This is a genomic window from Micromonospora sp. CA-111912 (assembly GCF_050948415.1).
In the GTDB taxonomy this organism is placed as follows: domain Bacteria; phylum Actinomycetota; class Actinomycetes; order Mycobacteriales; family Micromonosporaceae; genus Micromonospora.
In genome coordinates this window covers 643,743-669,715 of the sequence record NZ_CP192007.1, presented here as the reverse complement: position 1 = coordinate 669,715, position 25,973 = coordinate 643,743, and the positions used below count along the sequence as shown (strand labels likewise).

General features: G+C 73.3%; 31 protein-coding genes and 1 riboswitch. Of the genes, 9 read left to right on the top strand and 22 right to left on the bottom strand.

The genetic code is table 11. The features are described 5' to 3' along the window. Window positions 1-93: 93 nt before the first annotated feature. Complete coding sequence (locus ACQPZO_RS03165; protein ID WP_433346857.1) at window positions 94-570, bottom strand: hypothetical protein; 477 nt, start codon at window positions 568-570, stop codon at window positions 94-96. 109 nt (window positions 571-679) lie between these two features. Between ACQPZO_RS03165 and ACQPZO_RS03160 the strand changes: the two genes are divergently transcribed. Then, entirely contained in the window at window positions 680-1,849 is a 1,170-nt protein-coding gene (locus tag ACQPZO_RS03160; RefSeq protein ID WP_433346855.1) for a serine hydrolase domain-containing protein, read from the top strand. Window positions 1,850-1,893: 44 nt separating this feature from the next. Here ACQPZO_RS03160 and ACQPZO_RS03155 read toward each other — a convergent pair whose 3' ends face one another. The 3 genes from ACQPZO_RS03155 to ACQPZO_RS03145 form a co-directional block, all read right to left on the bottom strand. Further along, a complete protein-coding gene (locus ACQPZO_RS03155; protein ID WP_433346854.1) occupies window positions 1,894-2,541 on the bottom strand; it encodes a pentapeptide repeat-containing protein in 648 nt (215 codons plus the stop codon). A 57-nt stretch (window positions 2,542-2,598) separates the two neighbouring features. Continuing rightward, window positions 2,599-3,474 carry a riboflavin kinase gene (locus ACQPZO_RS03150; RefSeq protein ID WP_433346852.1) on the bottom strand — a complete coding sequence of 292 codons (876 nt, stop codon included), beginning with the start codon at window positions 3,472-3,474 and terminating at the stop codon, window positions 2,599-2,601. Window positions 3,475-3,635: 161 nt separating this feature from the next. Further along, on the bottom strand, window positions 3,636-3,971 hold the full coding sequence (locus ACQPZO_RS03145) for a YnfA family protein (protein WP_433346850.1): 336 nt from the start codon (window positions 3,969-3,971) through the stop codon (window positions 3,636-3,638). 172 nt (window positions 3,972-4,143) lie between these two features. Here ACQPZO_RS03145 and ACQPZO_RS03140 point away from each other — a divergent pair, with 172 nt between their 5' ends. Further along, a complete protein-coding gene (locus tag ACQPZO_RS03140; RefSeq protein WP_433346848.1) occupies window positions 4,144-5,043 on the top strand; it encodes an SDR family oxidoreductase in 900 nt (299 codons plus the stop codon). A 58-nt stretch (window positions 5,044-5,101) separates the two neighbouring features. Beyond that, window positions 5,102-5,551, top strand: a complete 450-nt coding sequence (locus ACQPZO_RS03135; RefSeq protein ID WP_433346846.1) for an ATP-binding protein — start codon at window positions 5,102-5,104, stop codon at window positions 5,549-5,551. A 20-nt stretch (window positions 5,552-5,571) separates the two neighbouring features. Here ACQPZO_RS03135 and ACQPZO_RS03130 read toward each other — a convergent pair whose 3' ends face one another. Next, entirely contained in the window at window positions 5,572-5,946 is a 375-nt protein-coding gene (locus ACQPZO_RS03130) for an STAS domain-containing protein (RefSeq protein ID WP_433346844.1), read from the bottom strand. A gap of 393 nt (window positions 5,947-6,339) precedes the next feature. Here ACQPZO_RS03130 and ACQPZO_RS03125 point away from each other — a divergent pair, with 393 nt between their 5' ends. Then, a complete protein-coding gene (locus ACQPZO_RS03125) occupies window positions 6,340-7,587 on the top strand; it encodes a DUF2786 domain-containing protein (RefSeq protein WP_433346842.1) in 1,248 nt (415 codons plus the stop codon). Window positions 7,588-7,670: 83 nt separating this feature from the next. Here ACQPZO_RS03125 and ACQPZO_RS03120 read toward each other — a convergent pair whose 3' ends face one another. From ACQPZO_RS03120 to ACQPZO_RS03100, 5 genes are all read right to left on the bottom strand, one after another. Next, entirely contained in the window at window positions 7,671-8,165 is a 495-nt protein-coding gene (locus ACQPZO_RS03120; RefSeq protein WP_433346840.1) for a hypothetical protein, read from the bottom strand. A gap of 176 nt (window positions 8,166-8,341) precedes the next feature. Next, entirely contained in the window at window positions 8,342-8,515 is a 174-nt protein-coding gene (locus ACQPZO_RS03115) for a CsbD family protein (protein WP_387021395.1), read from the bottom strand. Window positions 8,516-8,644: 129 nt separating this feature from the next. Next, window positions 8,645-10,900: a heavy metal translocating P-type ATPase gene (locus ACQPZO_RS03110; RefSeq protein ID WP_433346838.1), complete on the bottom strand. Its 2,256-nt coding sequence runs from the start codon at window positions 10,898-10,900 to the stop codon at window positions 8,645-8,647. A gap of 1 nt (window position 10,901) precedes the next feature. Beyond that, on the bottom strand, window positions 10,902-11,939 hold the full coding sequence (locus ACQPZO_RS03105; RefSeq protein WP_433346836.1) for a hypothetical protein: 1,038 nt from the start codon (window positions 11,937-11,939) through the stop codon (window positions 10,902-10,904). A gap of 28 nt (window positions 11,940-11,967) precedes the next feature. Beyond that, complete coding sequence (locus ACQPZO_RS03100; RefSeq protein ID WP_433346834.1) at window positions 11,968-12,177, bottom strand: heavy-metal-associated domain-containing protein; 210 nt, start codon at window positions 12,175-12,177, stop codon at window positions 11,968-11,970. A 149-nt stretch (window positions 12,178-12,326) separates the two neighbouring features. On the opposite strand from ACQPZO_RS03100, the gene ACQPZO_RS03095 reads away from it, so the two are divergent. After that, window positions 12,327-12,629 carry a metal-sensitive transcriptional regulator gene (locus ACQPZO_RS03095; RefSeq protein ID WP_433346833.1) on the top strand — a complete coding sequence of 101 codons (303 nt, stop codon included), beginning with the start codon at window positions 12,327-12,329 and terminating at the stop codon, window positions 12,627-12,629. A 144-nt stretch (window positions 12,630-12,773) separates the two neighbouring features. Here ACQPZO_RS03095 and ACQPZO_RS03090 read toward each other — a convergent pair whose 3' ends face one another. Together ACQPZO_RS03090 and ACQPZO_RS03085 are read right to left on the bottom strand one after the other, a co-directional pair. Then, window positions 12,774-13,403: a DUF305 domain-containing protein gene (locus ACQPZO_RS03090; RefSeq protein ID WP_433346831.1), complete on the bottom strand. Its 630-nt coding sequence runs from the start codon at window positions 13,401-13,403 to the stop codon at window positions 12,774-12,776. A 91-nt stretch (window positions 13,404-13,494) separates the two neighbouring features. Further along, on the bottom strand, window positions 13,495-14,055 hold the full coding sequence (locus ACQPZO_RS03085) for a hypothetical protein (protein WP_433346829.1): 561 nt from the start codon (window positions 14,053-14,055) through the stop codon (window positions 13,495-13,497). A 311-nt stretch (window positions 14,056-14,366) separates the two neighbouring features. On the opposite strand from ACQPZO_RS03085, the gene ACQPZO_RS03080 reads away from it, so the two are divergent. Beyond that, a complete protein-coding gene (locus ACQPZO_RS03080) occupies window positions 14,367-15,764 on the top strand; it encodes a YibE/F family protein (protein WP_433350758.1) in 1,398 nt (465 codons plus the stop codon). A gap of 166 nt (window positions 15,765-15,930) precedes the next feature. Further along, window positions 15,931-16,062: riboswitch (cyclic di-AMP (ydaO/yuaA leader) on the top strand. Between the two features lie 3 nt (window positions 16,063-16,065). Beyond that, window positions 16,066-17,088, top strand: coding sequence for a coiled-coil domain-containing protein (locus ACQPZO_RS03075; protein WP_433346827.1), 1,023 nt, complete (start codon window positions 16,066-16,068; stop codon window positions 17,086-17,088). Window positions 17,089-17,165: 77 nt separating this feature from the next. Here ACQPZO_RS03075 and ACQPZO_RS03070 read toward each other — a convergent pair whose 3' ends face one another. Continuing rightward, window positions 17,166-17,942: a carbonic anhydrase gene (locus ACQPZO_RS03070; protein WP_433350756.1), complete on the bottom strand. Its 777-nt coding sequence runs from the start codon at window positions 17,940-17,942 to the stop codon at window positions 17,166-17,168. Between the two features lie 247 nt (window positions 17,943-18,189). Between ACQPZO_RS03070 and ACQPZO_RS03065 the strand changes: the two genes are divergently transcribed. Continuing rightward, window positions 18,190-18,528, top strand: a complete 339-nt coding sequence (locus ACQPZO_RS03065; RefSeq protein ID WP_433346825.1) for a helix-turn-helix transcriptional regulator — start codon at window positions 18,190-18,192, stop codon at window positions 18,526-18,528. A gap of 53 nt (window positions 18,529-18,581) precedes the next feature. Beyond that, window positions 18,582-19,820 carry a type VII secretion-associated serine protease mycosin gene (gene mycP / locus ACQPZO_RS03060; protein ID WP_433346823.1) on the top strand — a complete coding sequence of 413 codons (1,239 nt, stop codon included), beginning with the start codon at window positions 18,582-18,584 and terminating at the stop codon, window positions 19,818-19,820. A gap of 73 nt (window positions 19,821-19,893) precedes the next feature. Here mycP and ACQPZO_RS03055 read toward each other — a convergent pair whose 3' ends face one another. The 9 genes from ACQPZO_RS03055 to ACQPZO_RS03015 all read right to left on the bottom strand — a co-directional run bounded on the left by ACQPZO_RS03055 (window position 19,894) and on the right by ACQPZO_RS03015 (window position 25,970). Continuing rightward, window positions 19,894-21,228: a WXG100 family type VII secretion target gene (locus ACQPZO_RS03055; protein WP_433346821.1), complete on the bottom strand. Its 1,335-nt coding sequence runs from the start codon at window positions 21,226-21,228 to the stop codon at window positions 19,894-19,896. A 17-nt stretch (window positions 21,229-21,245) separates the two neighbouring features. Beyond that, entirely contained in the window at window positions 21,246-21,788 is a 543-nt protein-coding gene (locus ACQPZO_RS03050; protein WP_433346819.1) for a hypothetical protein, read from the bottom strand. A 37-nt stretch (window positions 21,789-21,825) separates the two neighbouring features. Beyond that, on the bottom strand, window positions 21,826-23,268 hold the full coding sequence (locus ACQPZO_RS03045) for a S8 family serine peptidase (RefSeq protein ID WP_433346817.1): 1,443 nt from the start codon (window positions 23,266-23,268) through the stop codon (window positions 21,826-21,828). Between the two features lie 84 nt (window positions 23,269-23,352). Then, window positions 23,353-23,631 carry a WXG100 family type VII secretion target gene (locus ACQPZO_RS03040; RefSeq protein WP_433346815.1) on the bottom strand — a complete coding sequence of 93 codons (279 nt, stop codon included), beginning with the start codon at window positions 23,629-23,631 and terminating at the stop codon, window positions 23,353-23,355. 28 nt (window positions 23,632-23,659) lie between these two features. Then, window positions 23,660-23,968, bottom strand: a complete 309-nt coding sequence (locus ACQPZO_RS03035) for a WXG100 family type VII secretion target (RefSeq protein ID WP_433346813.1) — start codon at window positions 23,966-23,968, stop codon at window positions 23,660-23,662. Between the two features lie 230 nt (window positions 23,969-24,198). Next, window positions 24,199-24,468 (bottom strand): hypothetical protein, encoded by a 270-nt coding sequence (locus ACQPZO_RS03030; protein ID WP_433346811.1) that lies wholly within the window; start codon window positions 24,466-24,468, stop codon window positions 24,199-24,201. A 15-nt stretch (window positions 24,469-24,483) separates the two neighbouring features. Then, window positions 24,484-25,209, bottom strand: a complete 726-nt coding sequence (locus ACQPZO_RS03025; protein ID WP_433346810.1) for a hypothetical protein — start codon at window positions 25,207-25,209, stop codon at window positions 24,484-24,486. Between the two features lie 31 nt (window positions 25,210-25,240). Next, window positions 25,241-25,534 carry a hypothetical protein gene (locus tag ACQPZO_RS03020; protein ID WP_350884075.1) on the bottom strand — a complete coding sequence of 98 codons (294 nt, stop codon included), beginning with the start codon at window positions 25,532-25,534 and terminating at the stop codon, window positions 25,241-25,243. Window positions 25,535-25,550: 16 nt separating this feature from the next. After that, on the bottom strand, window positions 25,551-25,970 hold the full coding sequence (locus tag ACQPZO_RS03015) for a YbaB/EbfC family nucleoid-associated protein (RefSeq protein WP_433346807.1): 420 nt from the start codon (window positions 25,968-25,970) through the stop codon (window positions 25,551-25,553). Window positions 25,971-25,973 lie beyond the last annotated feature (3 nt).

Below are 25,973 nucleotides of genomic sequence, written 5' to 3'. Positions count from 1 at the left end.
GCCCGACCTGCGCAGGGGCGAGTTACCGGCCCGAGCGGCGGCCCCCGGAGGCGCAAACTGACGCGGCCGACAGGACGTCCTAGGGATGACCCGTCAGGCGGGTGGCTTGGACGTCGCGGCGTTGCGGAACCGCTCGTGCGCCGACTGCCGGCTGATGCCGAGCGCGTTGCCGATCTCAGCCCAGGAGAGCCCGGCCTCCCGGGCCGCCAGCACGGCACGTTCGATCAGCGGCCGTTGCCAGCGTTCCACCTCGGCGAGGATGCCGAGTGCCTGCAACGGCCAGGCAGCGGCCAGTTCGGCCACGTTGTCCCGGAGGGTGTCGGAGCGACCCAGCAGCCAGCCGGGCGGAGTGGCGGCCAGGATCGGCCTGATGTGTCCGCCCCACTCCGAGGTGGCCATCCAGCGTCCCTCTTCGGCGGCCGGATAGTCGCTGGCGCCGACCCAACCGCAACCGCACCGGGCCCGGTAGCCGACGGTGCCGACCGGCGCTACGGCGTCGGTGCTCAGCGTCCCGTCCGGCAGACGGAACCCGATGAGGTTCGCGTGCCCTGGAACCGTTGCCTCCGCCATCCCGCAAGCATATGTGCGTCAGGGTTTCCTGACTGAGGATGTCAGGGTATCTTGACGCAGTTGCCCGGGCTGGTCTTCGCCCGGGCCCGACAATCCGAGAGGAGAGCGCATGTCCGTGGTCAGCGGCACGGTGGTCCAGGGTTACGAGCCGGTCCGGGAGGCGTTCCTGGCGAACTTCGAGACACGGTCCGAGATCGGCGCGGCCCTCAGCGTCTACCGGCACGGCCGGGAGGTGGTCCGGCTGTGGGGCGGGGTCGCCGATCCCACCACCGGCCGCGCCTGGCGGGAGGACACCCTCCAGGTGGTCTACTCGACCACCAAGAGCGTGCCCGCTGCCTGTGCCCACCTGCTGGCCCAGCGGGGGCAGCTCGACCTGGCAGCCCCGGTCGCCGAGTACTGGCCGGAGTTCGCGGCGGCCGGCAAGGGCCGCATCCCGGTCCGTTGGCTGCTGTCCCACCAGGCGGGACTGCCCGTACTCGACCGTCCGGTCCCCCGGGCGCAGGCGCTGGCCTGGGAGCCGATGGTCGCGGCGCTGGCCGCCCAGGCGCCCGTCTGGGAGCCGGGCACGGCGCACGGCTACCACTCGCTGACCTTCGGCTGGCTGGTCGGTGAGGTGGTACGCCGGGTCTCCGGCCGCAGCCTGGGCACGTACTTCGCGGACGAGATCGGCAAGCCGCTCGGCCTGGACCTCTGGGTCGGCCTGCCCGCATCGGAGGCGTACCGGGTCAGCCGGCTCGTCGAGCAGCCGGTGGAGCAGCCCAGCACTGCGACATCCGAGGCGCTGCGGGAGATGCTCGCCCGGTACACCGATCCGACCTCGCTGGTGGTCCGGTCGGCCGCGGTAACCGACCCGCCGCTCGACCTCTCCATTCCGGAGACCTGGACGGCCGAGATTCCCTCGGTCAACGGCATCTGCACGGCGTCGTCACTGGCCCGTTTCTACGCCGGCCTGATCGGCGAGGTCGACGGGTTCCGGATCCTCGACGCGGCCACCCTCGCCACCGCCACCGCCGAACAGGCCAGCGGTGTCGACCGGGTGCTGATGGTTCCGACCCGGCCTGCGCTCGGCTTCGGTCTACCCCTGCCGGACCAGCCCTGGTGGTCGCCCACCGCCTTCGGCTTCCCCGGCCACGGCGGCTCGCTCGGCTACGCCGACCCGGCCAGCGGCATCGCCTTCGGGTACGTGATGAACGGCCTGCGCGTCACGATGACCCCGGACCCCCGAACGACCAGCCTGATCGAGGCAGTCCGGGCGGTCGTGTCCCGCCAACCGGCCTGACCCGCCGCCCGTCGGTACCCCGATCCGCGTGGCCGCCGGACCCCTCACTCGCCGTCGGCGTCCTCGATGCGGATGCCCAACGCCCCCGCCAGGGTGTACGACAGGGCGGCGAGGTCCTGCTGGGCCACGATCGCCCCGGCCATGCTCGTCACGCCGCCGATCCCAGCCAGGACGCAGTTGGCGAACCGGGTGCCCTCCAGCGTCGCCTGGGAGAACTGCGCACCGCTCAGGTCGCAGTCGGTGAACCGGGCCCCGCGCAGGTCCGCGTTCTGGAAGTCCGCCCGGGTCAGGTTGCACCCCTCGAACGCCACACTGGAGAAAGCCGTGAACCGCCACGACGACAGGTCCAGCCGGCAGTCCGAGACCGTCACGTCCCGCACCGCGCCGTTGATCCACTGCACGCCGGTCATCCGCGCCGTCGACAGCCGCACCCGCAGCATCGACGACTTCTCCGCCCGCAGGTTCGCCAGGTTCGTGCTCTCGAACAGGCAGTCGGTGAACCTCGCCCCCTCCAGCCCGGCCCCGCTCAGGTCCGTGCCCCTGAACCGGCACTGCGCGAACTCGACACCGTCCGCCGACCGTCCCGACAGGTCGAGATCGAAGAAGCCCAGCCGGCGGAACGTGGCCTCGCTTTCGACGACGGCACCCTCGACGGTGGCCAGCTCCAGCGACGCCGGTGGCTTCGGCTTCACCGGCGCCCGCCACCGACCAGCACCACCACGCGACGATCGCACCACCATCCCCGCAGGCTAACCGAGGCGCCGGGACCCCCGCGCAGCACGCAACACCGATCGGACATTCTCGACGTCCCGTTGCATGGCGGCGATCAGCTCCTCGATCGAGTCGAAGCGTTCGGGAACGCGCACCCGCTCGACGAAGTCGGTTGTCACCGGCAGACCGTAGAGGTTGGCGGAAACGTCGAGCACGTAAGGCTCCACGGTGCGCCGGCGGCCCGCAAAAGTGGGGTTTCGGCTGATCGAGATCGCGGCGGGGTAGGGAACGCCCCCGACCATGTCCCCGTCGGACCAGTTCCTGTCCACCACCGTGAACCAACCCGCGAAGATGCCGTCGCCGGGCACCACCGAATGCTCGGCGAGCGCGAGGTTCGCGGTGGGAAAGCCGAGGCCACTCCCCCGACCCTCGCCGTGCACGACCACCCCCGCTATCCGGTGCGGGCAGCCCACCGTCTCCGCCGCCGCGGCCACGTCACCCGCCAGCAGGCGTTCCCTGACGTAGGCCACGGACAGCCGGTCCCGCTGCCGCTGCCCGGGCGAATCGACGGCGTGCACGGCCACGCCGGTACGCCGGCCCAGCGCCGCCAGGTCGCCCCCGCCGCCGGCGACGGCCGCCGGGTCGAGCACCAGCGCCACCGCCGGCAACTTCGCCACGAGGCCGGCGACCGCCGACTCGTCCCAGCCGCCGCCTGCCGGCGCGACGGCGAGCGGCTGCACACAGATCGCGTCGACGCCGAGGCCCGCGAGCAGTCGTCCGTCCTCCTCGACGGCGGCGGCCTCGGCCGGCGAGGACACCAGGATCAACAGCACGCAGGCCACCCCGAGTCGACGGGCCTCCGCGACGCCGCTCCACACCAGCCGGTCGCCGCCGGGCTGCGATCCGTCGCTCACGGCAAGGACGCACGGGCCCACATCGGAAGGTACGTCTGAGACGCCTCGCCAGATACGCACCGCGCAACCTTACCGGCCTGGCGGGGCGGCCCCGCCGAGCTCGGCGAGCGCACGATCACCCACCGTCACCCGCTCGGCCGGCCCGGAGCCGGTGGAGCCGGTCAGGCGCCGCGCGGGGCGTACATGATGACGGCGACGCCGAGCAGGCAGATGGCCGCGCCGGTCAGGTCCCACCGGTCGGGGCGGAACCCGTCGACGAACATGCCCCAGGCGAGCGAGCCGGCCACGAACACCCCACCGTAGGCGGCCAGGATGCAGCCGAAGTTCGGGTCGGGCTGGAAGGTGGCCACGAAGCCGTAGGCGCCGAGGGCGATCGCGCCGGCGGCGACCCACCACAGGCCGCGGTGTTCGCGCCAGCCCTGCCACACCAGCCACGCGCCGCCGATCTCGGCGAGCGCGGCGAGGGCGAACAACAGCAGCGAACGGAGGACGGTCACCTGCCGGACCGTACCCCAGCCGCCCCCGCCGGCCCCGCACCGTGACTCCCGGTGCCGCCCGGCGGGCCGGACAGCCACCAGCAGGCACTCCACGGCCCGGATTTGGTTGGGCGGGCCTGGTAGGGGAATCACTGACCAGTACCGCGCACCAGCGGCGAGGAGGGATGGGATCGTGAGTCACGACCAGCACGACCGGCAGGACCCCCAGGAGCAGTTCCGCACCCCGGACGAGCAGACCGGCGGACGGCAGTCCGCCCCCGGGAAGACCTGGAAGATGCCCGACGCCCCCGACCACGGCGAGAAGAGTTACCGGGGCACCGGCCGGCTGACCGGGAGGCGGGCCATCGTCACCGGCGGCGACTCCGGCATCGGCCGGGCCGTCACCCTCGCCTTCGCCCGCGAGGGCGCGGACGTGCTGATCACCTACCTGCCCGAGGAGGAGGCCGACGCCGAGGAGACGGCCCGGCTGGTACGCGACGCCGGTCGCACGGTGGTGACCGTGGCGGGCGACATCCGCGAGGAGGCGCACTGCCGGGAGATCGTCCGGCGGGCCGTCGACGAGCTCGGCGGCCTGGACATCCTGGTGAACAACGCCGCCCACCAGATGTCGCAGGCCGGCGGGATCACCGACATCAGCACCGAGCAGTTCGACCGGGTGCTCAAGACCAACCTGTACGCGATGTTCTGGCTCTGCAAGGCGGCGGTGCCGCACCTGGCACCCGGAGCGACGATCATCAACACGGCGTCGATCCAGGCGTACCAGCCCTCTCCCGACCTGTTGGACTACGCCACCACGAAGGCCGGCATCGTCAACTTCACCAAGGGGCTGGCGCAGAACCTGGCGGACAGGGGCATCCGGGTCAACTGTGTGGCGCCCGGCCCGGTCTGGACCCCGCTGATCCCGGCGACCATGCCCCCGGAGAAGGTCGAATCGTTCGGCGCGGACGTGCCGCTGGGTCGGGCCGGCCAGCCGGCCGAGCTGGCCCCGGCGTACGTCTTCTTCGCCTCCCAGGAGTCCAGCTACGTCACCGGCGAGGTGCTCGGGGTGACCGGTGGCAAGCCACTGGCGTGACCGGCGGTGGACCGCCGGACGCCGTGTGAGCGGCAGGCCCTGCGGGTAAACCAGGATGATGGGATTGCTGCAAACGTCGCCGCCACCACCCCGCGCCACGGAACTGCACTGCTGGACCCTGTCCACCGGAGCGGAGCTGCGTGGCCTCCGTGCGTCCCTGCACGAAGCGTTCACCGGGCACGCCATCGCCGAGAGCGAGGAGCTCGACGGCATCCCCGAGCGGGTCGTACTGGTCGCCACGGAGCTGGCCACCAACGCCCTGCTGCACGGGCTGCCGCCGACCACGGTCCGGTTGCTGCGGGACGAGGACGTGTTCATCCTCGACGTCACCGACCACGACCTGACCACCGTGCCCGAGCTGGCCGACACCTGCCCGCTGGGCGCCGGCGGTCGGGGCCTCCAGCTCGCCCGGGCCTTCTCCCTGGATGTCGGCTGGTACGCCACGGAGGACACGAAGCACATCTGGGCGTCCTTCCCGCGCGGGGAGGCTCAGGGCGACGGACGGTGAACGAGCTCGCGGCCTGGCCGTCAGCGGGCCGGGGACGTGGTGTCCAGGCCAAGCGTGGCCAGCACGCCGGTGATCTCCAGGACCCGGCGCACTGCGGGCTGGACGTCGGCGACCGTGAGCCGGCAGCCCTGCTCGGCGGCGCGGGCATGGGTGCGCAGCAGGACCAGGATGCCGGACGAATCCAGGAACCGGACCCCGCCGAAGTCGACCTCCAGCGCGCTCAGCGGCGGGCCGTCCAGGACGCCGGCCAGGGCCGCCGACAGCTCACCGGAGGTGGCGAGGTCGACTTCGCCGGTCACGGCGAGCAGCCCCCGGTTCTCGGTGACCGCGAGCGGGGTGATCGACAGGTGACTGGACGTCGACCATGGCGCGGGCATCGGCCTGGCGGGGCTCAACGAACCACTCCCCCTGATCGGTGACCGGCAGCGGTCCCTCGTAGCAGAAGGCGGGTACCGGCTCGTTCGCCCCAGGGTAGCCGTAACCCGGATCAATCACACCCTCCGGTGCCGCGCCCCAGCCGGCCGGCACGGGCCGCCACACCGGCCGGTAGGGTGGCGAACAGGCTGTCGGCTCTGCCCCGCAGCCTTCGCCGGCACGGGGGGCGGCTGCGAACGACAGGCGACGCGATGACCGGCCCGGGGGATCTCCGGGCCGGACGTGGTGGCGCTCACGCCCGGCCCGGCCCGACCCGGCACGGCCCGGCGGTACGGTTTCCGGGCGGACCGGCACCCGGCCCGCCCCGCGAGCCGCCGGCCCCACACCGGGGACCAGGACTGACGGAGGACACCGTGCCGGACGCCGACGAGCTGGTCGCCGACGCCCTCGCGGCGGCGCGCGGCACCGACGTACGCGCGGCGGAACGGCAGCTCGACCGGCTGGTGGTCGGCGCGGGCGTCGCGGACGGCCCGGCGGCGGTGGACGCCGCCCTGGTGGCCCGCCTGGTGCGCGGCGTGGGCCGGCTCTGGCCCCGGGGCTGGCAGCCGGCGGACCTGGCCCGGATCGCGGCCCGCCGGCTCGGGCCGCCGGCCGGGCGGCTGGTGGTCGACCTGACCGCCGCCCAGCGCCGGGACCTGGCCGGCACGGTCCCCGACTGGTGGGACGACCATCTCGCCGGCCTCGACGCGGCCGTGTGGTGGGACGACGACCGCCGTTACCTGACGTCCTGGGCGGCCAGGGAGGGCACCGACCGGATCGCCGCCCTGCGCGACGCGGTGGACGTGCTGGCGTTGGTCGAGGGGCTGCCCCCGATCGCCGTGCTCCGCCCGCCGCCCGGCGCCACCGCGCAGGCGGCGGCCGTCCCGGCCGGTGGCAGCGGGTCGCGGATGCTCGACCGGGTACGGGCCCTGCTGGCCAAGGCCGAGTCGACCACCTTCCCTGCGGAGGCGGAGGCGCTGACCGGCAAGGCGCAGGAGCTGATGACCCGGCACAGCCTCGACGTCGCCCTGGTCGCCGCGACCGCCGAGCGAACCGACGTGCCCGGCGGCGTGCGGCTCGGCACTGAGCCGCCGTACCCGGGGGCGAAGGCGCTGCTGGTGCAGGAGGTGGCGGCGGCGAACCGGTGCGAGTCGGTGTGGTCCGACGACCTGGAATTCGCCACCGTGCTCGGCTTCCCGGCCGAACTGGCCGCCGTCGAGCTGATCTACACGTCGCTGCTGGTGCAGGCCACCGCCGCGATGCTGCGCGGCCGGTCCGAGCGCCGGTCCGCGGGCGGCAGCCGGCGGACGAAGGCGTACGACGAGTCGTTCCTCAACGCGTTCGCGCTGCGGATCGGCGAACGGCTGCGCTCCGCCACCGACGAGGCGAGCCGGGAGGCGGCCCTGGAGCAGGGGGCGGACCGGTTGCTGCCGGTGCTCGCGGCCCGCACCGAGGCGGTGCGGGAACGGCTGGGCGACCTCTTCCCGGGCGTCACCAGCAAACGACTCACGGTCGCCGACGAGGAGGGCTGGTCCTCCGGCACCTCCGCCGCCGACCGGGCATCGCTGGACCCGGCTGGCCGGGCACCCCGGCCGCTGCGCGGCGGCCGACCGGCCCGCTGACCAAGGGCGGCGGCCCGGCGGTCGCATGTCGGCTGAGGCGGCCGGCTGCGGCCCGGCGGTCGGAAGACCCGAGCGGGGGCACGTCAGGCGCGGCACCCCCGGGCCAGCTTCGGCGGGATGTCGACGAAAGTCGTGCTCAGCCACTTCACCGGCGTGGCCGACCGGGCGCCCCCGTCGAGTTGCTTCGCGGTGTCCGCGATCAGCGCCTCGATCTCGCGGTCCTCGGCCCGCGCCGCCTGCTCGCGGACGTCGTCGGCCAGGCCGGCGAGGGTCCGCTTGAGCCGGGCGTTCAGCTCATCGGCGGTCTCCTCGTCTCGGGTGACGGCGGCCGAGTCGGCGGCGATCCTCTTGCTCCCGGCGACGATCAGCTTGTCGACCGCCCGACACACCTCGTCGGTGTTGGCGGCCGTCACAGCGGTCGGGGACTCCGAGGGTTGCGCGGCGGCGCTGGTGGGCGGCGCGGCCGAGGCGCTGGTGGGCGGCGCGGCAGCCGGCTTCTCGGCGGCATCCCCGCCCGACTGGCAGCCGGTGGCGACGATGGCCAGGGTCACCAGGGCTGCGGCCCGGAGCGCGGTCACGGCAGGACGAGACATGTTCTCCCCCGTTGGGTTGTGGACCGCCCAAGCATGCCGGAGGCCGTCACGCACCGTACCCACCGGCACGCGGCGCCGCCACCCGGGCGCGTGGGGACGGGCCACCGACATGCAAAGCGCCGGGCCGGCGAGAGCCGGCCCGGCGCGGTAAGAGCTGATTCTCAGCTCTTGAAGGCATCCTTGATCTTCTCGCCGGCCTGCTTGAGCTTGGCCTTGGACTGGTCGTTGCGGCCCTCGGCCTCGAGGCGCTCGTCGTCGGTGGCCCGCCCGGCGCCTTCCTTCAGCTTGCCGGCGGCGTCCTCGGACTTGTTGGCGATCTTGTCGTCCATGCCCATGATCTACCTCCAGTGGTGCCGTTTTGTCGGTACTGCGACGTCATGCAGGTACCCCGCCACCCGGCTGCCCAATCCTCGCCCCGGCGGAGACGACGGTCACCCGCCGTGACCGCGCTGGTACGGGCGAGGTCAGGCCACCGGCCGGAAGCGCCGCAGGCGGAGGCTGTTGGCCACCACGAAGACCGAGGAGAAGGCCATCGCGGCCCCGGCGATCATGGGATTGAGCAGGCCGGCGGCGGCCAGCGGCAGGGCGGCCACGTTGTAGGCGAAGGCCCAGAACAGGTTGCCCTTGATGATCGCCAGAGTGCGGCGGGACAGCCGGATCGCGTCCACGGCGGCGGTCAGGTCGCCCCGGACCAGCGTCAGGTCGCTCGCCTCGATCGCCACGTCGGTGCCGGTACCCATGGCCAGGCCCAGGTCGGCCTGCGCAAGGGCGGCGGCGTCGTTGATCCCGTCGCCGATCATGGCCACGGTCCGGCCCTCGGCCTGGAACCGCCTCACCACCTCCACCTTGTCGGCGGGCAGCACCTCGGCGGTCACCTCGGTGATGCCGACCTCGGCGGCCACCGCCTTCGCCACCGTGGCGTTGTCGCCGGTGAGCAGCACCGGGGTCAGGCCGAGGGCGCGCAGCCCGGCGACCGCCGCCGCGCTGGTGGGCTTGACCGCGTCGGCCACCGCGAGCAGGCCTCGGGCACGCCCGTCCCAGCCGGCCAGCACGGCCGTCCGGCCGGCGGCCTCCGCGCCGGTCACCGCCCGTTCGACCTCCTCCGGTACGTCGAGTCCGCGCTCCCGCAGCAGCCGCAGCCGGCCGACGGTCACCTCGCGTCCCTCGACGGTCCCGGTGACGCCGAGCCCCTCGACGTTGGCGAAACCGGTGACCGGGGCGAGCGGCCCCGCGTCGGCGGCCCCGGCAGCGACGGCCCGGGCGATCGGGTGCTCGCTGGCCGCCTCCAGCGCCCCGGCCAGCCGCAACAGCTCGGCGGCGTCCCCGCCCTCGGCGGGGAGAACGTCGACCAGGGTCATCCGCCCGGTGGTGACGGTGCCGGTCTTGTCCAACACCACGGTGTCCACCTGCCGGGTGGACTCCAGCACCTCCGGGCCCTTGATCAGGATGCCGAGTTGGGCGCCCCGCCCGGTGCCGACCAGCAGCGCCGTCGGCGTGGCCAGGCCGAGGGCGCACGGGCAGGCGATGATCAGCACCGCCACGGCGGCGGTGAACGCGGCGGTGGGGCCGGCCCCGGAGCCGAGCCACCAGCCCAGTGTGCCGGCGGCCAGCGCGATCACGATCGGAACGAACACCCCGGAGATCCGGTCGGCCAGCCGCTGCACGGCCGCCTTGCCGGTCTGGGCCTGCTCGACCAGCCTCGCCATCTGGGCGAGCTGGGTGTCGCCGCCGATCCGGGTCGCGGTGACCACCAGCCGGCCGCCGGCGTTCACGGTCGCCCCGACCACGGTGTCGCCGGGGCCGACCTCGACCGGGACGGACTCGCCGGTGAGCATGCTCGCGTCGACGGCCGACGTGCCGTCTTCGACCACCCCGTCGGTGGCGATCTTCTCGCCGGGGCGGACCACGAACCGGTCCCCCACCGCGAGCTGGTCCACCGGGACACGGGTCTCCACCCCGCCGCGCAGCACGGCGACGTCCTTGACGCCCAGCTCCAGCAGGGCGCGCAGCGCCGCCCCGGCGGTCCGCTTGGACCGGGCCTCGAAGTACCGGCCGGCGAGGAGGAACGCGGTCACCCCGGCGGCGGCCTCCAGGTAGATGTTGCCGGCGCCGTCGGTGCGGGTGATGTCGAGCCGGAACGGGTGGGTCATGCCGGGCATCCCGGCATCACCGAGGAACAGCGCCCACAGCGACCAGCCGAACGCGGCCAGGGTGCCCAGCGAGACCAGGGTGTCCATGGTCGCCGCGCCGTGCCGCAGGTTGACGAGCGCGGCCCGGTGGAAGGGCAGGCCGCCGTAGACCACGACCGGGGCGGCCAGGGTCAGCGACAGCCACTGCCAGTAGTCGAACTGCCAGGCCGGGACCATGGCGAGCACGATCACCGGCACAGCCAGCGCCACCGACACCCACAGCCGGGTACGCAGCCCGCGCAGTTCGTCGACCGGCTCGGCGGCGGGCTCCGCGCCGGCCCGGGCGGGCGGGGGCGGCACGACGGCGGTGTAGCCGGTCTTCTGCACCGTGGCGATCAGGTCGTCCGGGCTGATGTCGTCGGCGTACGAGACGGTGGCCTTCTCTGTGGCGTAGTTGACCGTGGCGGTCACGCCGTCCATCCGGTTGAGCTTCTTCTCGATCCGGGCGGCGCAGGACGCGCAGGTCATCCCGCCGATCGCCAGCTCGATCCGGTTCGCTGCGACCTGCAACGGCCGCGTGGGCGAGGTCATCTCAGCCCTCCTGTGAGTCGTGCCCGTGCCCGGGGACCCCGTGCCCGGCACCGGCGCTCGGGGTGCCGGTGGCGGTCGGGGCGGTGGCAGTCGGGCTGGTGGTGGCGGCCGGCGTGCTCGTCGCCGGGCCGCCGGGCTCGGCGGGGGCGCCCACGACGACCGTGAACTCGGCCGTGTGCACCGCCTCGCCGTGCCGGAAGTCGAGGTAGAGCCGGTACGCGCCGGCCGAGGGGAACTCCGCGGAGAACGTCACCGCCGGCCCGGCCGGGGTCCGCCCGTCCCCGGGCGCGCCCTCGGGATGCACGTGCAGGTATGCCAGGTCCCCCTGGCGCAGCGCCACCAGGTGCCCGTACGCGCCGAGGTAGGGCTGCAGGTCGGTGACCGGCGTGCCGTCCCGGCTCACGGTCAGGGTCAGCTCGGTGGCGCGGCCCGGCTGCGGCGAGCCGGCCAGGGTGACGGTGTAGCCGTCGGCCGTGGCGCTGCTCGCCGGCGCGGGCAGCGGCCGGGTGTCGACCGGGCCGGGCACCGTGACGTCGACGCCGAGGGTCAGCGCCGGGCCACCGGTGGGGGTGAAGTCCGCGAACGCGCGCCAGACGCCCGGGCCGCCGAGCGGGGAAGCGACGCGCCAGGTGCCGTCCGGGGCCAGCTCCGGGTGGACGTGCCGGAAGCCGGAGAGGTCCCGCCGCGCGACGATCAGGTGCATCCGCTTGTCGTGCGCGACGTCGTAGCGGGTGACGGGGGCACCGTCGGCGCCGGTGATCCGGAAGGCGAACTCGCCGGCCGGCGCGGCCACCGGGGCCAGGGTCCAGCCCCGGTCGGAGACGAGCAGCCCGCCGGGCAGGTGGGCTGCGGCGTCGTCGGTGGAGGAGTGCGCGTCGCCGGAGGGCTGCGCGGCGCTGCCGTGGGCGGGGTCACCGGCGTCGTGGCGGGTCTCGGCGGCCGGGGCGACGGGGCCGGCCACCCGGCCGACCCCGTACGCCGCGCCGAACACCGCCGCGAGGCCGAGGGCGAAACCGCTCAGCTTCGTCGCCGTGTTCATCGGGTACCTCGATTCTGTGCGGGCGGCGTCACGCGCCGACGAGGTCGTAACCGGCCTCGTCGACGGCGGCGCGCACGGTGTCGGTGTCCAGCAGGGCCTCGCTGGTGACGGTGACCCGGCCGGCGGCCAGTTCCACCTGGACGTCGCTGACGCCCTCGATCGCGCCGATCTCGGTGCTGACCGAGGTAGCGCAGTGCCCGCAGGTCATCCCCTGCACCTGGTATGTCGTGGTGATCATCGCAATTCCCCTCTCCTGGCCTCACCATACCCCCGGGGGGTAATCGTGAGGCGGACCACAGCCATCTCCGGCATTCCGATACCCGTGGGGGGTATCGCTGCCGCAAAGAACCGTAGCATACCCCCTGGGGGTAGGTTATCCTCGATGCCATGACCGCACCTACGCCCGCCCCGACCCGGGGGTACACCGCCAGCAAGGACCAGTTGCTCGCACGGCTCCGCCGCGTGGAGGGCCAGGTCCGCGGCATCGAGAAGATGGTCGACGAGGACCGCTACTGCATCGACGTGCTCACCCAGATCTCCGCGATCCAGGCCGCCCTCGACAAGGTCGCCCTCGGCCTGCTCGACGGGCACGCCCGGCACTGCATGCACGAGGGCGCGGCCGAGGGCCGGGCCGACGACATGGCCACCGAGATGATGGCCGCCGTCGGCCGCCTCATGAAGCGCGGCTGACCGCGCCCGCCGCCCACGCCACCCGATCCCGTTTTTCACCGCCGGGCCCAATTTAGTCCCGTGGCCGGGACCGACCTCCGGATCGCCGCCCGGGACCGGGGGGACGGGCCGGAGAGACCCGCCCCCACCACAAGGCCGCCGGCGTCAGAGCCGGGCGAGGATCTTGTTCATGGCGTCGATCTCGCCCTGCTGGGCGGTGACGATCCCCTGGGCCATGGCCTTGGCGTCGGCGTGCGCGCCCTTCGCCAACTCCTCCTTCGCCATGGTGATCGCACCCTCATGGTGGGCGATCATCATGGTCAGGAACTGCCGGTCGAACTCCGAGCCGGTCGCGCCCGCCAGCCTGGTCATGTCCGCGTCGGACATCATCCCGGGCATGCCGTGGTCCATCCCCGGCATCCCGTGCCCGGGCCCGTCCGACGGGACGGGGCGACCCCACCCGGTGAGCCAGCCGGTCATGGTCGCGATCTCCGGCCCCTGGGCACCCTTGATCTGAACGGCGAGGCGCTTGACCTCGGCGTCGGCGGCCCGGGAGTCGGCCAACTCGGCCATCTCCACCGCCTGCCGGTGGTGCGGGATCATCATCTGGGCGAACATCACGTCGGCGTCGCCGAACGTGGCCGACCCGCTCGCCGGTGCGCCGCTGGTCGCGGCGGGCGGCGTGTCGTGGCCGGAGGAGGTGTGGTCGGCGTCGCCGCAGGCGGTCAGGGCCAGGGCTGCGATGAGCGCCCCGCCGGCCAGGGCGGCGCGGCGCGCGATCGTACGAGTGGTCACGGTCTGGATCCTTCGATGTCGAGTGCGTACGCGGGCAGGACGGGGACACGGGTCGCCGGCAGCAGGGGCCGGGCGCCCGCGTCGGGGCGTCCTACGTACGCGACACCGAGATCTCGGCCAGCCACAGGCCGATCGGCCGGGGCGGTGGGGCACGCGGACCGGCGGGTGGCCCGGCGGGCCGACGGGCGGACGGGCCGACCGACCGCACCCCGCTGAGCAGGAGCACGGCCACGAACAGCGCCACCGCGAGCGTGCCGAGCACCGCCAGGCAGATGCTCCAGCCGGGCGGGCCGGCACCGGGATCGCCGGCGGGCAGCAGCCGCGCGGACGGGCACCCCGCCACCGGACAGCCCTCGGGCAACATCCGCATCGCACCCACCCGCGTCACGCCGACGCGGAGCACGGCACCCGCCCCAACGTCGACCACGGGAAGGGCAGCGCCCGTCATGGCGGAAGCGCCGCCCGTCGTGGTGGCGCGGTAGGAGGCGGCCGGGTGCGCGTCGGGAGACCCGGCCCGGTCGTGACCGCCGTGGCCCCCGCCGCCGTGCGCGCCGTGGCCGAGAGTGTGCATCGCGGCCAGCCCGACCAGGGTGCAGATCAGCAGCGCGAGCCGGGCCCACCGCCCGGCAGTCAGCACCGTCGCCGTCCGCACCCGGTTCAGGCTAGCCGGTCCGGGTGGACGCCCGGGCCGAACACGCCACGAGCGGCCGCACCGCCGCCCACCCGGTCCCGGCCGGTGCGGCGACCGGTCCCCGCAACCCGGGGCGGACCGATCGATCCCGGAGGTCAGTCGGGGCATGTTGCGGCGGGCAGACCAGGCGCGCGATCTGCGTTCCCAGGTGGGGATGGTTACCATCTCGGGCGATGGTCGTCCGGATTCCGCACCGCCCGCCCGCGCACCCGCCGGCTGGCGCCGACCCGGCGGCCGATGCCGGGCCGTCGCACCGTTTGGAGAGACCGTCGATGGGCGCCGACCACACCCGACCGGCCCCGCCCGCCCCGCCCGGGGTGCGGCGGGTCCTCGTCGCGACCGTGGTGCCGCTCTTCGTGATCACCGTGATCGCGGCAGTCGTCCTCTGGCCCCGCGACGGGGGCCCACAGAGCGACGGCAGCGCGGCGGTGCCCCGGTACCACGGCACGGTGACCCGGGTGGTCACCGAGGCGTGTCCGCCGCAGCCGGAGACGCCGGAGGACAACTCGGGCGCGCAGGACGGCCCGTGCGGCACGGTCACCGTCCGGGTGGAGCAGGGGCCGGACGCGGGACAGCAGGTCGAGACGCCGGTCCCGACCGGTCCCGGCGCACCCACCGTCGCCGTCGACGACCGGATCGTCCTGGTCGAGCTGACCGACCCGGCCGACCCGTGGACGAGCGCCTACAACATCGCCGGGCACCAGCGCGGCACCCCGCTGGTGTGGCTGGCGGTGGTGTTCGCGCTGGCGATCGTCGCCTTCGGCCGTTGGCGAGGGCTGGCTGCCCTGGCCGGCCTGGCCGCCAGCTTCGCCATCCTGCTGACGTTCGTGCTGCCCGGGATCGGCGCCGGCGGGTCACCGCTGCTGATCGCCATCGTCGGCTCGGCGTTGATCATGTTCGTGGTGTTGTACCTCACCCACGGGGTGAGCGCGCAGACCTCCGTCGCCGTCCTCGGCACCCTGGGCAGCCTCGTGCTCACCGGCGTCCTCGGCACCCTGGCCGCCGCCGCCACCCACCTCACCGGCCACGGCAGCGAGGACGCCACCACCCTGTCGATGTTCCGGGGCGACGTGGACCTGCACGGCCTGCTGCTGGCCGGCATCATCATCGGCTCGCTCGGGGTGCTCGACGACGTCACGGTCACCCAGGCGGCCACGGTGACCGAGCTGGCGAACGCCAACCCGGGGCTGTCCCGGTTGCAGCTCTACCGGGCGGCCACCCGGGTCGGCCGGGCCCACATCGCGTCCACGGTGAACACCATCGTGCTGGCGTACGCGGGCGCGTCGTTGCCGCTGCTGCTCCTGCTCACCGCCGACTCCCGCCCGGTGACCGAGATCCTGACCACCGAGTTCATGGCGCAGGAGATCGTCCGCAGCGCCGTCGCCACACTGGGCCTCATCGCCGCCGTACCGCTGACGACCGGGCTGGCCGCGATGGTCACCGCAGCGGGTCGGGCCGCAGCGGCCGGGCCCGGCCGGCCGGGCGGCGACGGGGACGTGCCGGCCTCGCGTACCTCCGGCGCAGCCCGGCACCCGGCGGAGCGGGACCTCGCGCTGGAGGCGCTCAGCGGTGGGCGGCCCGACGACCGGTTTCCCGGCGGTCCGGCCCGCCCCATCGATTCCCCGGCCCGGTGGGCCGGCCGAGAAGGGAGCACGGACAGCACATGGTGACACTCCGCAGCGTGACTGAGAGTGGTGTCACGCGTGAGAATCGCGTCACTGACTACCGAAAGCAATTACAAAATAACGCTTTTAGTCGGCATCCGGACGTAGATCCCCACGAGGACTGTCGGGTAACCTCGCTGCCGGTCACCGCCGAAGGCGCGCAGCGGCGCCTGCGGTGCCGCCGCCCAATCGCCGCGAGGCGAGCCGGGGACCCAGGTGCCTGGGGTGAATCCGCGACAGCGGTAGGGGCCACTTCCGCCCCGAACCCGTCAGCTAACCCGGTCGGCGGTCGATGGAAGGGAAAACTGTGACGGCACCCCTGCGCCGCTGGTTGGTACCCGTGGCGGCCGTGTTCGCCGCGCTGGCGATCCTCGCCGGCCCGGCCGCCCCGGCGTTCGCCGCGCCCTCCACCCCCAAACCCTCGGGGCACGAGGAGGACGACGAGCCCAAGCTGATCACCGACGTCATCGAGGCCGCCAACCGGGACTACACCCAGGCCCAGGCGAAGCTCAACAAGTCCAAGGACCGCCAGCGCAAGCTCGACGAAGAGGTGAAGCGGGCCGAACAGGAGCTCAACGCGCTCGCCCCGCAGATCAGCGAGATGGCCGCCCAGTCGTACCGGACCGGGCGGATCGGCGCGATGGCGATGCTGCTGGAGAGCGGCACCCCGGACTCGTTCGTCGAGCGCGCCACCGCCCTCGACCAGCTCAACATGATCAACGCTCGGAAGCTGGGCGAGGTCAACGACGCCAAGGAGCACGCGGAGCAGGCCAAGCTCGCGGTCGAGGTCGAGATCCGCGAGCAGATCAAACAGACCGCGATCATGGGGGGAAAGCAGCGCGACGCCAAAAAGGCCCTCGCGCTGGTCGGCGGCAAGGGCTTCACCGGTGGCCTGGTCAACGCCACATCCCCGGTCGCGAAGATCGCGCCGGGCCGGACCTCCGACGGTGACTGGCGCCCCGAGTCGTGCAGCGAGAACGACCCGACCACCTCCGGCTGCATCACGCCGCGCACGCTACACGCGTACAAGGAGACCAAAAAGGCCAATTTCCACCGGTTCGTCGGCTGCTACCGACCGGGCGGGCCGTGGGAGCACCCCAAGGGTCGGGCCTGCGACTGGTCGCTGCAGAAGAGCGGGTTCGCCCCCTGGCACAACAACGACACCCGGATGTACGGCAACAACCTCGCCGCGTTCCTCATCCGCAACGCCGACCGGCTCGGCATCTACTACGTCATCTGGAACCGGCAGATCTGGTTCCCGGCGAGCGGTTGGAGTTCCTACAGCGGGCCCTCCGACCACACCGACCACGTACACATGTCGCTGCTCTGACGACGCCGCCACGCGATCGAGGGCCGTCCCGCACACCCGCAGGGCGGCCCTCGCCGTGTCGTGGCCCCACGAGCGTCTCAGGCGGCGGCCGGGGCCGCCGGAGCGGCCGGCGTGACTCCCGGGGGCGGGGTGGGCGCGTCCTGGGCTGCCGGAGCCGTGGCGGAGGGGACGGCCGGGGCCGCGGCGAAGCCGGCGGGCACCGCGGCCACCGTCCGCACCTCGCCCGCGCTGAGCCGGTACGACATCCCGACCACCGCGCACCGCCCGGCGGTGACCTCGGCGGCCAGCACGAACGAGTCGGCGAGCATCGCCTCGACGGTCTGCGCGATGTGGATGTCGACGATCCCGTTGATGTCCTCGACCCCGCGCTCGGCGGCCCGGCGAAGACTGGGCACCACGGCGTCCACCACGGCCCGCAGGTGGCCGACGGGTGCGGTTCCGGTGCTGGCCGCCGCCCGGGCCGCCTGCACGGCGCCGCAGGAGTCGTGGCCGAGCACCACCACCAGCGGGGTGCCCAGCACGGTCACCGCGTACTCCACGCTGCCCAGCACCTCGGGGCCGACGGTGTGCCCGGCGGTGCGGACCACGAAGAGGTCGCCCAGCCCTCGGTCGAAGATGATCTCGGCGGCCAGCCGGGAGTCGGAGCAGCCGACGATCACCGCGAACGGGTGCTGGCCGTCGGCGACGGCCGCCCGGTGGCCGGCGTCCTGGTTCGGATGGCGCGGCGCCCCGGTGACGAACCGGTGGTTTCCGGCGTGCAACTCCGCCAGGGCCTGCCCCGGAGCGAGCGGGCCGGGATCGCCCGGGCGAGCGGCCGGCGACGGGTCAACCCGCCCCAATCCCACCTGAGTCATCGACATGCTCAGATGATTCATGCCCCACCACCTTGCCCTTCGGCCGCACGACCAGTTCCTCCACCGTCACACGCAGCTAAAGGTACGTCAAGCGTTACGTGATACGCATTTCATACGTTGGGAAGTTCTTGCACGCGTGCCCGAGGCGGCAGTAGCGCGTGAAGACCGGCCCCGCGCACCGATCCGCCCGGGACCGCAGGGGCAGCCGGCCGCCCAGGGGGAGTACGCGGGGCGGCCTCGCCATAGCATGTCGGACATGACGACGACGGCTGGCGCGCACGGGAGCACCCGGAACTGGACGTTCCTCACCAACCACGCGCACGTGCTGCTCGCCATCGCCCGGAACCCGACCGCCCGGCTGCGCGACGTCGCAGACGAGGTGGGCGTCACGGAACGCGCCGCCCAGGCGATCGTGGCGGACCTGGAGGTCGGCGGCTACCTCCGGCGTACCCGGGTGGGCCGGCGAAACGAGTACACGGTCAACCCGAGCGGCCACTTCCGCCACCCGGCCGAGTCGGACCGTCAGGTCGGCGACCTGCTCGCCCTCTTCACCGGGGAGCAGACCGGAGAGGCCGCCGGCTCCTGAGCCGCCGGAGGCCCGTGTCCCCGCCCGGGGCGGCGCGGCGGTACTCTCTGCCGGTGCGCGGGAGCTACCCGGCCAGGGGGATGGCAGTGAACGGGCGTACCGGGCGGGCGCGGTCCGCGCTCCTGTGTGGACTCGCGGCGGCGTTGCTCGGCATCGCCGTCCCGCCTCCCGTGCCAGCCTCGGCCGCCCCGGCGTGCGGGCCGAGCGGGAACCCCGCACCCACCGAGACCCCCTGGGCGCTGTCCCGGTTGGACCCGGCCGCGGCGTGGCGGATCACCCGCGGCGAGCGCGTCACCGTGGCGGTCATCGACTCCGGCGTCTCGGCCACCCACCCGCTGCTGCGCGGGCAGGTGCGCGCCGGGCGGGACTTCAACGACCTGCCCTCGCGCGAGGGCCAGTGCGACGAGGCCGGACACGGCACCATGATCGCCGGCATCATCGCCGGCCGGGAGGGCACCGGCTCGTCGTTCACCGGCATCGCCCCGGCCGCCCGCATCCTGCCCGTACGCGTGCTGCCCGACACCAAGCGCACCAACGACGAGAACCTGCCGGCGCAGATCGCCCAGGCCATCCGCTGGGCCGTCGACGAGGGCGCCGACGTGATCAACCTGTCGCTGGTCACGCTGCCCCGCCCGGAGCTGGCCGCCGCCGTCGAGTACGCCCTGGACAACAAGGTCGTCGTGGTGGCCGCCGCCGGCAACCGGCAGGAGCAGCAGCAGAACCTGCCCGCGTACCCGGCGGCCTACCCGGGGGTCATCGCCGTCGCCGGGGTCGACGAGCAGGGCGGCCACGTCGGCAGCTCGGTCACCGGCGACTACGTGGACATCGCCGCGCCGGGGCTGAACATCCTCGGCCCGGCGCCCCGGGGTCAGGGGTACCTCGCCGAGCCGCAGGGCGGCACCAGCTTCGCCGCCGCGTACGTCTCCGGCGCGGCCGCGCTGGTCCGCGCCGCGTACCCGAATCTAGCCCCGGAACAGGTCGCCGCACGGCTCACCCGCACGGCGGACAGCCCGCCGGACGGGCACAACGCCCAGGTCGGGTACGGGGTGGTGAACCCGTATAGGGCGGTCACCAGCCTGCTCGGCACGCGCACCGACCCGCCGCCGGGGGCGCTGGCCGCGCCGGACCCGCCCCGGGACCCGCTGGGCTGGCAACGGTCCGTGGCGATCTGGGTGGCCGTGGTGGGCGCGTTGCTGGCCGGCGTGCTGCTCGCCGCCAAGCCGATCCTGGTCCGGGGCCGGCGACGCGGCTGGCGCCCCGGACGCCGGCCCACCCCCGCCTCGTCCCAATGAGCACGACGGCGCCGGCCCCCGCCGAAGCGTGGGCCGGCGCCGTCGTGCTCATTGCCGGACGTGGGCCGAGGGGTCAGCGAAGGATGCCGGGGCCGCCGTCGCCGCCGCCCGTGCCCCAGACGTCCTCGTCCTCCTCCAGCCAGGTGTTGCGCGGCTGCTCCTCCTCGGCGTAGCCGGCGCCGCCGTGGCCCGCCCCAGCCATGCCGCCCCGGCCGGCCATCGCGCCGCCCGGTCGACCGGCCCCGGCCGCGGCCTTGCCGCCCGCGCCCCGGCCACCGGCGCCGCCCCCCATGCCGGGGGACATCATGCCGCCCATGCCGGCCTTGCCGCCGCCGAGCCGGCCACCCGCGCCCTTCCCGCCCGCGCCGGCCGCCCCGCCGCCCATCATCGGCGGCAGCCCCGGGCTGACCGCCTTGCCGAGTGCACCGCCGCCGGGAATGCCGCCGCCCACGCCACCGCCGGACAGGCCCGCGCTGCTGCCGCCGCCCAGCCCCGCACCACCCAGCCCGCCGCCCGAACCAAGTCCGGTGGTGGTCGGTGCGCCGGCGCCGGCCAGGCCGGTGCCGTAGCCGTCGTCCAGCCCACCGGGACCCGGGTAGTCAGTGTCGGGGAAGTTCCCCGTGCCGGTGTCCGGGGTGGACAGGTCGGGGTGGGCGGTCGAACCGAGGTCCGGGCCGCCGCCGAGCTCCGGCAGCTTGCCGACGTCGGCCGTGGGGCCACCGCCGATCCCGCCGGTGCCCGGCATCCCGCCGACCTTCGGCACACCGCCGCCGCCACCGCCACCCGGGCCGCCCCCCAGGTCGGGTACGTCCGGCTTGAGATCCGTGCGGGTGCCCGGGGTCACCGAGGTCGGGGCCTCCATCGTCCGGTCCCTGAAGTTGTCGTTCACCTCGTTGTAGGCCTTGCGGGCCTCGCCCTCCTGGTCGGAGAACCAGCCGGTCACCCAGTCGCCGAGCTTGCCGAGCTGCTCGACGGGCCAGCTACCCATCAGGTCCGCCTTGACCCGGGTCTCGAAGAGCCCGATCCCAAGGGTGACCTCGCCGTTGCGGGCCGCCATGACGTCACCGACACAGGCCGCCGGAATCGGCATCTTGGCCTGCGCCTGCTCCAGCTGGCTGGCTGCCGTCTCCAGGGTGGTCACGATGCTGACCTTGCCCCGGCCGGGGCTGTCGACGTCTTCGACGATGGTCTTCGCGCTCTTCGCCAGCCCCTCGATGTGCGTCTTGAACGACTCGTACGCCGGGCCCTTCCAGACCACGCCGATGTCCTTGACGTTCGTCTCGAGGCTCTCCCGGACCTGGTCGAGGTTCTTGATCAGTTCCTTCCAGCCCAGTGCGGCGCTCTGCACGTCGGCCGGTCGGCCCTCGACGAGCACCTCACGGGCCATGTCCTCCCAGCTCTTCCCCACGTCCCGTTACCCCCGGTCTAGCTGCCGCCGCCGCTGGCGGCATCGTTGAAGGCCTGCTGCATCTGCTGGGCCGTCATGGCGTTCGCGCCCTCGGCGGTCTCGTAGTTCTGCTTGACCGTGCGCAGTGCCTCGGCGGCCGTGTAAAGGTTCTCCGAGAGGGTGCGCAGCCCGCTTTCCGTGCTGGTGTACACCTGCTGGTGCTGCTGGGCCAGTTGCTTGGCGTACTGGAAGCCGCCGAGTGGCCCCTTGCCCGCCATGGCCTGGTCGCCGCCGAGCTTCTCCTTGATGTCGACCATGTCGTAGGAGAGCCGGTGGAGGTAGCCGGCGTGCGTCTCCAGCCAGATGATGGCCGAGTCGATGTTGCCGGCGTCCCACTCCGTCTCGACGCCCTTCTCGCCGCTCCCGGCGACCAGCCCGGACGGCGTCTCGGCCTGGTCCACGCCGATCCGGTCGAAGCTCATCCCACGGATGTCGCCCACCCCGGGGAACATCGGGTTGACCGGAATCGGGACGGCGAAATCGACGTTCACCCGGTCCGGATCGTTGTCCTCGTCGCTCATGATGCCCTCCCCTGGCCCCGTGTCTACGGTGTCGGTGTCAACGCGGCTGCGGGTCCGCCGGGGGAGCCCCGGTCTGCCCGCCGCCCGGCTGCGGGCCCGGCCGGCCCGCCGGCCCGTACGGATGCGGGCCCTGCTGCCCGTACGGATGCGGGCCCTGCTGCCCATACGGATGCGGGGCCGTCGGCTGCCCGAGCGGTCGCGGCTGGTGCGGGTGTTGCTGGTACGGCCAGGGGCCGTGGCCCGGCTGCGTCTGGCCGGGCGGCGGCGGTGGGCCGCCCACCGGGGCCTGCGGTACGCGGCGCCGCGCCGCCCGTCGGTTCACCACGATCAGCACCACGACCACCGCGCCCACGAGGAGCACCGCGAGCAGGCAGAGCCCGAGCTGGATCGGTGCGTTGTCGGCCAGTCCGACGGAGATCGCCGGCCCGTCGTCGCCGTCGTCGCCGTCCGAGGCAGCCGGGGGCGTCGGCGAGGCACCGGTCAGCAGCGGGTTCGCGTCGGCCTTCGGCACCGAGCGGGTCAACGCGGCCAGCACGTCGACCGAGCCGAAGCCGTACTCCGGGTCGCGACCCCGGGCACCCTGGTCCCGCGCGGTGCGGATCAGCCGGTTCACCACGTCGGCGGCGCCGAGATCGGGATAGCGGGACCGCACCAGCGCGGCGATCCCGGAGACCACCGCCGTCGCGTCGCTGGTCCCGTCGGTCACGCCGTAGCCGTTCGGCGAGACCGGTGGCGGCACCGGGCCGATGATCCGCTCACCGGGCGCGGTCAGCCCCACCTCGGGGCCGGTGACCGACCCGCTCCAGAGGGAGCCGGTCCTCCCGGTGGCACCGACGGCGAGGACGCCCGGAATGTTGGCGGGCAGCGGCACGGCCCGGTCGGTGCGGCGGTTGCCGGCGGCGGCCACCAGCACCGCCCCCTTGCCGAGCGCGTACCGCACGGCCTCGGTGACCTGCGGGTCGCTGCCGGTGGCGCCGACGGACAGGTTGATCACGTCCGCGCCGTGGTCGGCGGCCCAGCGGATGCCGCCCGCGATGTCCCAGTCGCGCGGCAGGCCGAGGGCGACCGGCAGGATCTTCGCCTCCGGGGCGATGCCCAGCTGGTGCATGGACCCGCCGCCCCGCCCGGCGATGATGCCGGCCATCTTGGTGCCGTGGCCGTTCTCGCGGTCCGGGTCGGAACGACCGTCGGCCGGCACGTCCTTCGAGAGGGAGGTGCCCCGCAGGACCTGGCCCTTCAGATCGGGATGTGCGGCGTGCACCCCGCCGTCGACCACGGCGACCGTGACGCCCTTGCCCTTGGTCAGCTTGTGCGCCTCGGGGATGCGCAACGTGTCGAGGTACCACTGGAGGCCGCGTACCGTGTCGGCGGCGCGGACCGGCGCGGGCCCGGCCAGCAGGCCGGCTCCGGCGGCGGTTACCAGCGCCAGCACTGCGGCGGCGGACCGCAGCAGCGGCCGGCGGCGCTTGCCCGTACGCATCGCTCCCCCAGGACCCTCGTCGACCCGTCACGCAGAACGGCTCCGGTCCGGTCGAGCCGGACCGGAGCCGCGCCGGTAACTATCTCAGCTCCAGACCTTGGAGTTGCTCATCTCGGTGCTGACGTAGTTCGCGCGGGCGATGCCGACGGCACCGCCGATCTCGTTCAGGATCTTGTTGATGTCCCGGACGGCGGTGTCCCACTGCGCCTGGTGCTGCTGGTAGGCGGCGCGGTCCTCGCCCTCCCACTGGAGCTTGGTCAGCATGGACCGCAGCGTGTCGAGCTTCTCGTCGAGAGTCCGAGCGATGGCCGTCATCTGCTGGTTGCTGCTCTCGAGGACAGCGTAGTCAACCTTGATCGTCACGATTTCCTCCTCTGCGCCTGGCTGCCGGTCACGGGTTCAGAGCAGAGTGGAACTTGTCCAGCATCTGCTGCTGCTCTTCGTCGTTGACCTGGTGGGTCGTGCCGGACTTGTCGAGCAGGTCGGCGATGTTGTCCATCGCCGTCAGCAGCAGCCCCGTGTCCTCGTTCCAGCGCACCATGAGCTGCTGGAAGCCCCCGGACGCCTGCCCCTTCCAGGCGATCGCCAGGTCGTCGACCACGCCCAACAGCTTCTTCAGCTCGCCGTCGACCTCGCTGCGCGTGGACCGCACGTCATTCGCCGCGGTATGCAGAGTCGATGCTTCGACCTCGAACGCCATGCTTCACACCCTTCCGTCATCGTTGTGGCGGCGGAACTCTGCCGCGCCTTCCCCCGCGGCAAGGCAACCTACCAACCCCACCGACGGACACTCTGGATGAGACGGTAACCGATCCCGTCCAGCCCGCGCAGCCCTGCCTCCGTACCGTCGCTCCCTGACAGGTGAGGACCACGACGTGTTCCGGTGCGGACCGTACGGCGGACGCGGAACGGCCCGCACCGCAGCCGACCTCAGGAGGGCCGGGTGTACGACTTCACGTGCATCACCACGCCGACCACCAGCAGCACCACCAGCAGCACCACGCCCGCCCAGAGCACCGGCTTCTCCAACGCCCGGTCCAGCACCACCGGGATCAGCGCGGCGACGCCCGTGATGAGCACCGCCTCGCTCGCCCGTTTGGCCCAGGTCACCCGGGCGAGTTGGGCGACCAGGGCCAGCCCGAGGAAGGCCGGGATGGTCACCAGGCAGTACACGAAGAGCCCCAGGATCACTCTGGACATGTCGCCGCCTCTCGGTCACTCGTAGAACTTGGAGTCCTGCACCCAGTCGATCTTGATGTCCTTGATGTCGGGATCCGAGCCGGTGGGCGCCCAACCCGGGCGGGAGTCCGACACGAAGGCGAACCGGTTGTTGCTCTGGAACCCGGCCATGACGGCGGTGAACATCGAGCTGATGTCCCCGAAGATCAGCGCGAGGATGGCCACGCTCACCGTCATCCCGGCAATCCCGATCGCCTCGGCAATGGGCGCGGTGGGCGGGAACGCCTGGAGGGCGACCGACGCGATCACCGCGATCAGGACCGGGATGAGCGCCTCGACCAGCGCGTCCACGGCGTCGTTGAAGGCGTCCCGGGCGGAGGTGAGGGTGTCCTTGTTGGCGCTGAACGCCTCGGCCAGCGAGTTGATCTCCGCCCCGAGCTTCCGGAGGAAGAGCTCGAACGCGTCCCGGTCGTCGAAGTCCCACTCGCTGTCGGACGGTGGCACCTGATCCAGCGCCGCGCCGAACTGGTCCCCACCGAGCATGCGCGCGGCGTCGCCCCACTCCTTGATGGACTTGTTGACCTCGTCGTTGTCGAACGTCTCGAGGTAGGCGATCATCACCCCCAGGACGCCGGCGCCGACCAGCCACACCCAGTTGGCCCGGGCCGCGGGGAGCAGCCCCCGCACCGGCGCCGTCGTGGTGGCGACCGTGTGCGTGCCGGTCACCGCTCCGGACGCGTTGGCGATCAGGAGCTCCGCCATCAGTTGTTCCCCCCGTCATCCGCCCGGCCGGTCACTTGACCACCCACGGCTGGTCCGACTTCTCCCAGTTCTTGGCGGTCTGCTCGAGCTGCTCGGCCGCCTTGTTCAGGTGCGCGATGCCGGTCTTCACGTTGTCGAGGTGACCGTCGACCGAGGCGTTGTGGGCCTGCACGGTCGTGTCACCGAAGAGGGTCAGCGACCCGCCCGGCAGTTTCACGCTCTCCAGCAGTGCCTGCACGTTGCGCAGGTACTGGATCGGGCCGTCCGCGGCGGCGAGCTTGGTGCTCGCCTTGCGGATCGCGTCGACGTCGACCTTGTTAGCCACCGTGTCTCCTCCCGGTTCAGCGGCGCATGCCGCGGAACGGATCGGCCAGGTCCACCCCGAACTGGCGGAACCAGTCCTCCGGGGCGAGGGTGCCCTCCTGGGCCTGGCGGACCAGCTCGGAGCCGCCGAGCATGTCGGTCAGCAGTTCCTGCTGGCGCTCGCCGAAGGCCGCGTACGCCGCGTCGACGGCGGCCTGAAGCGACTCCGCGAGGGAGAAGCTGTCCAGCCGCATCGCCCGGGCGTTGATCTCGATGTCACCGACCTTCATCTCGCCGTTCACCGTGACCTGGACCAGGCCGTCCGGGCTCTCCCCGGTCACCCGCAGATCGGCGCGCTGCCGCTGGAACTCGGCCAGCCGACGCTGCTGCTCCTGCGCCTGGCGCAACAAGTTCTCCATAGCGCCCCCGGCGCCGCCGTAACCCCGCGAAGTGCTCACCAC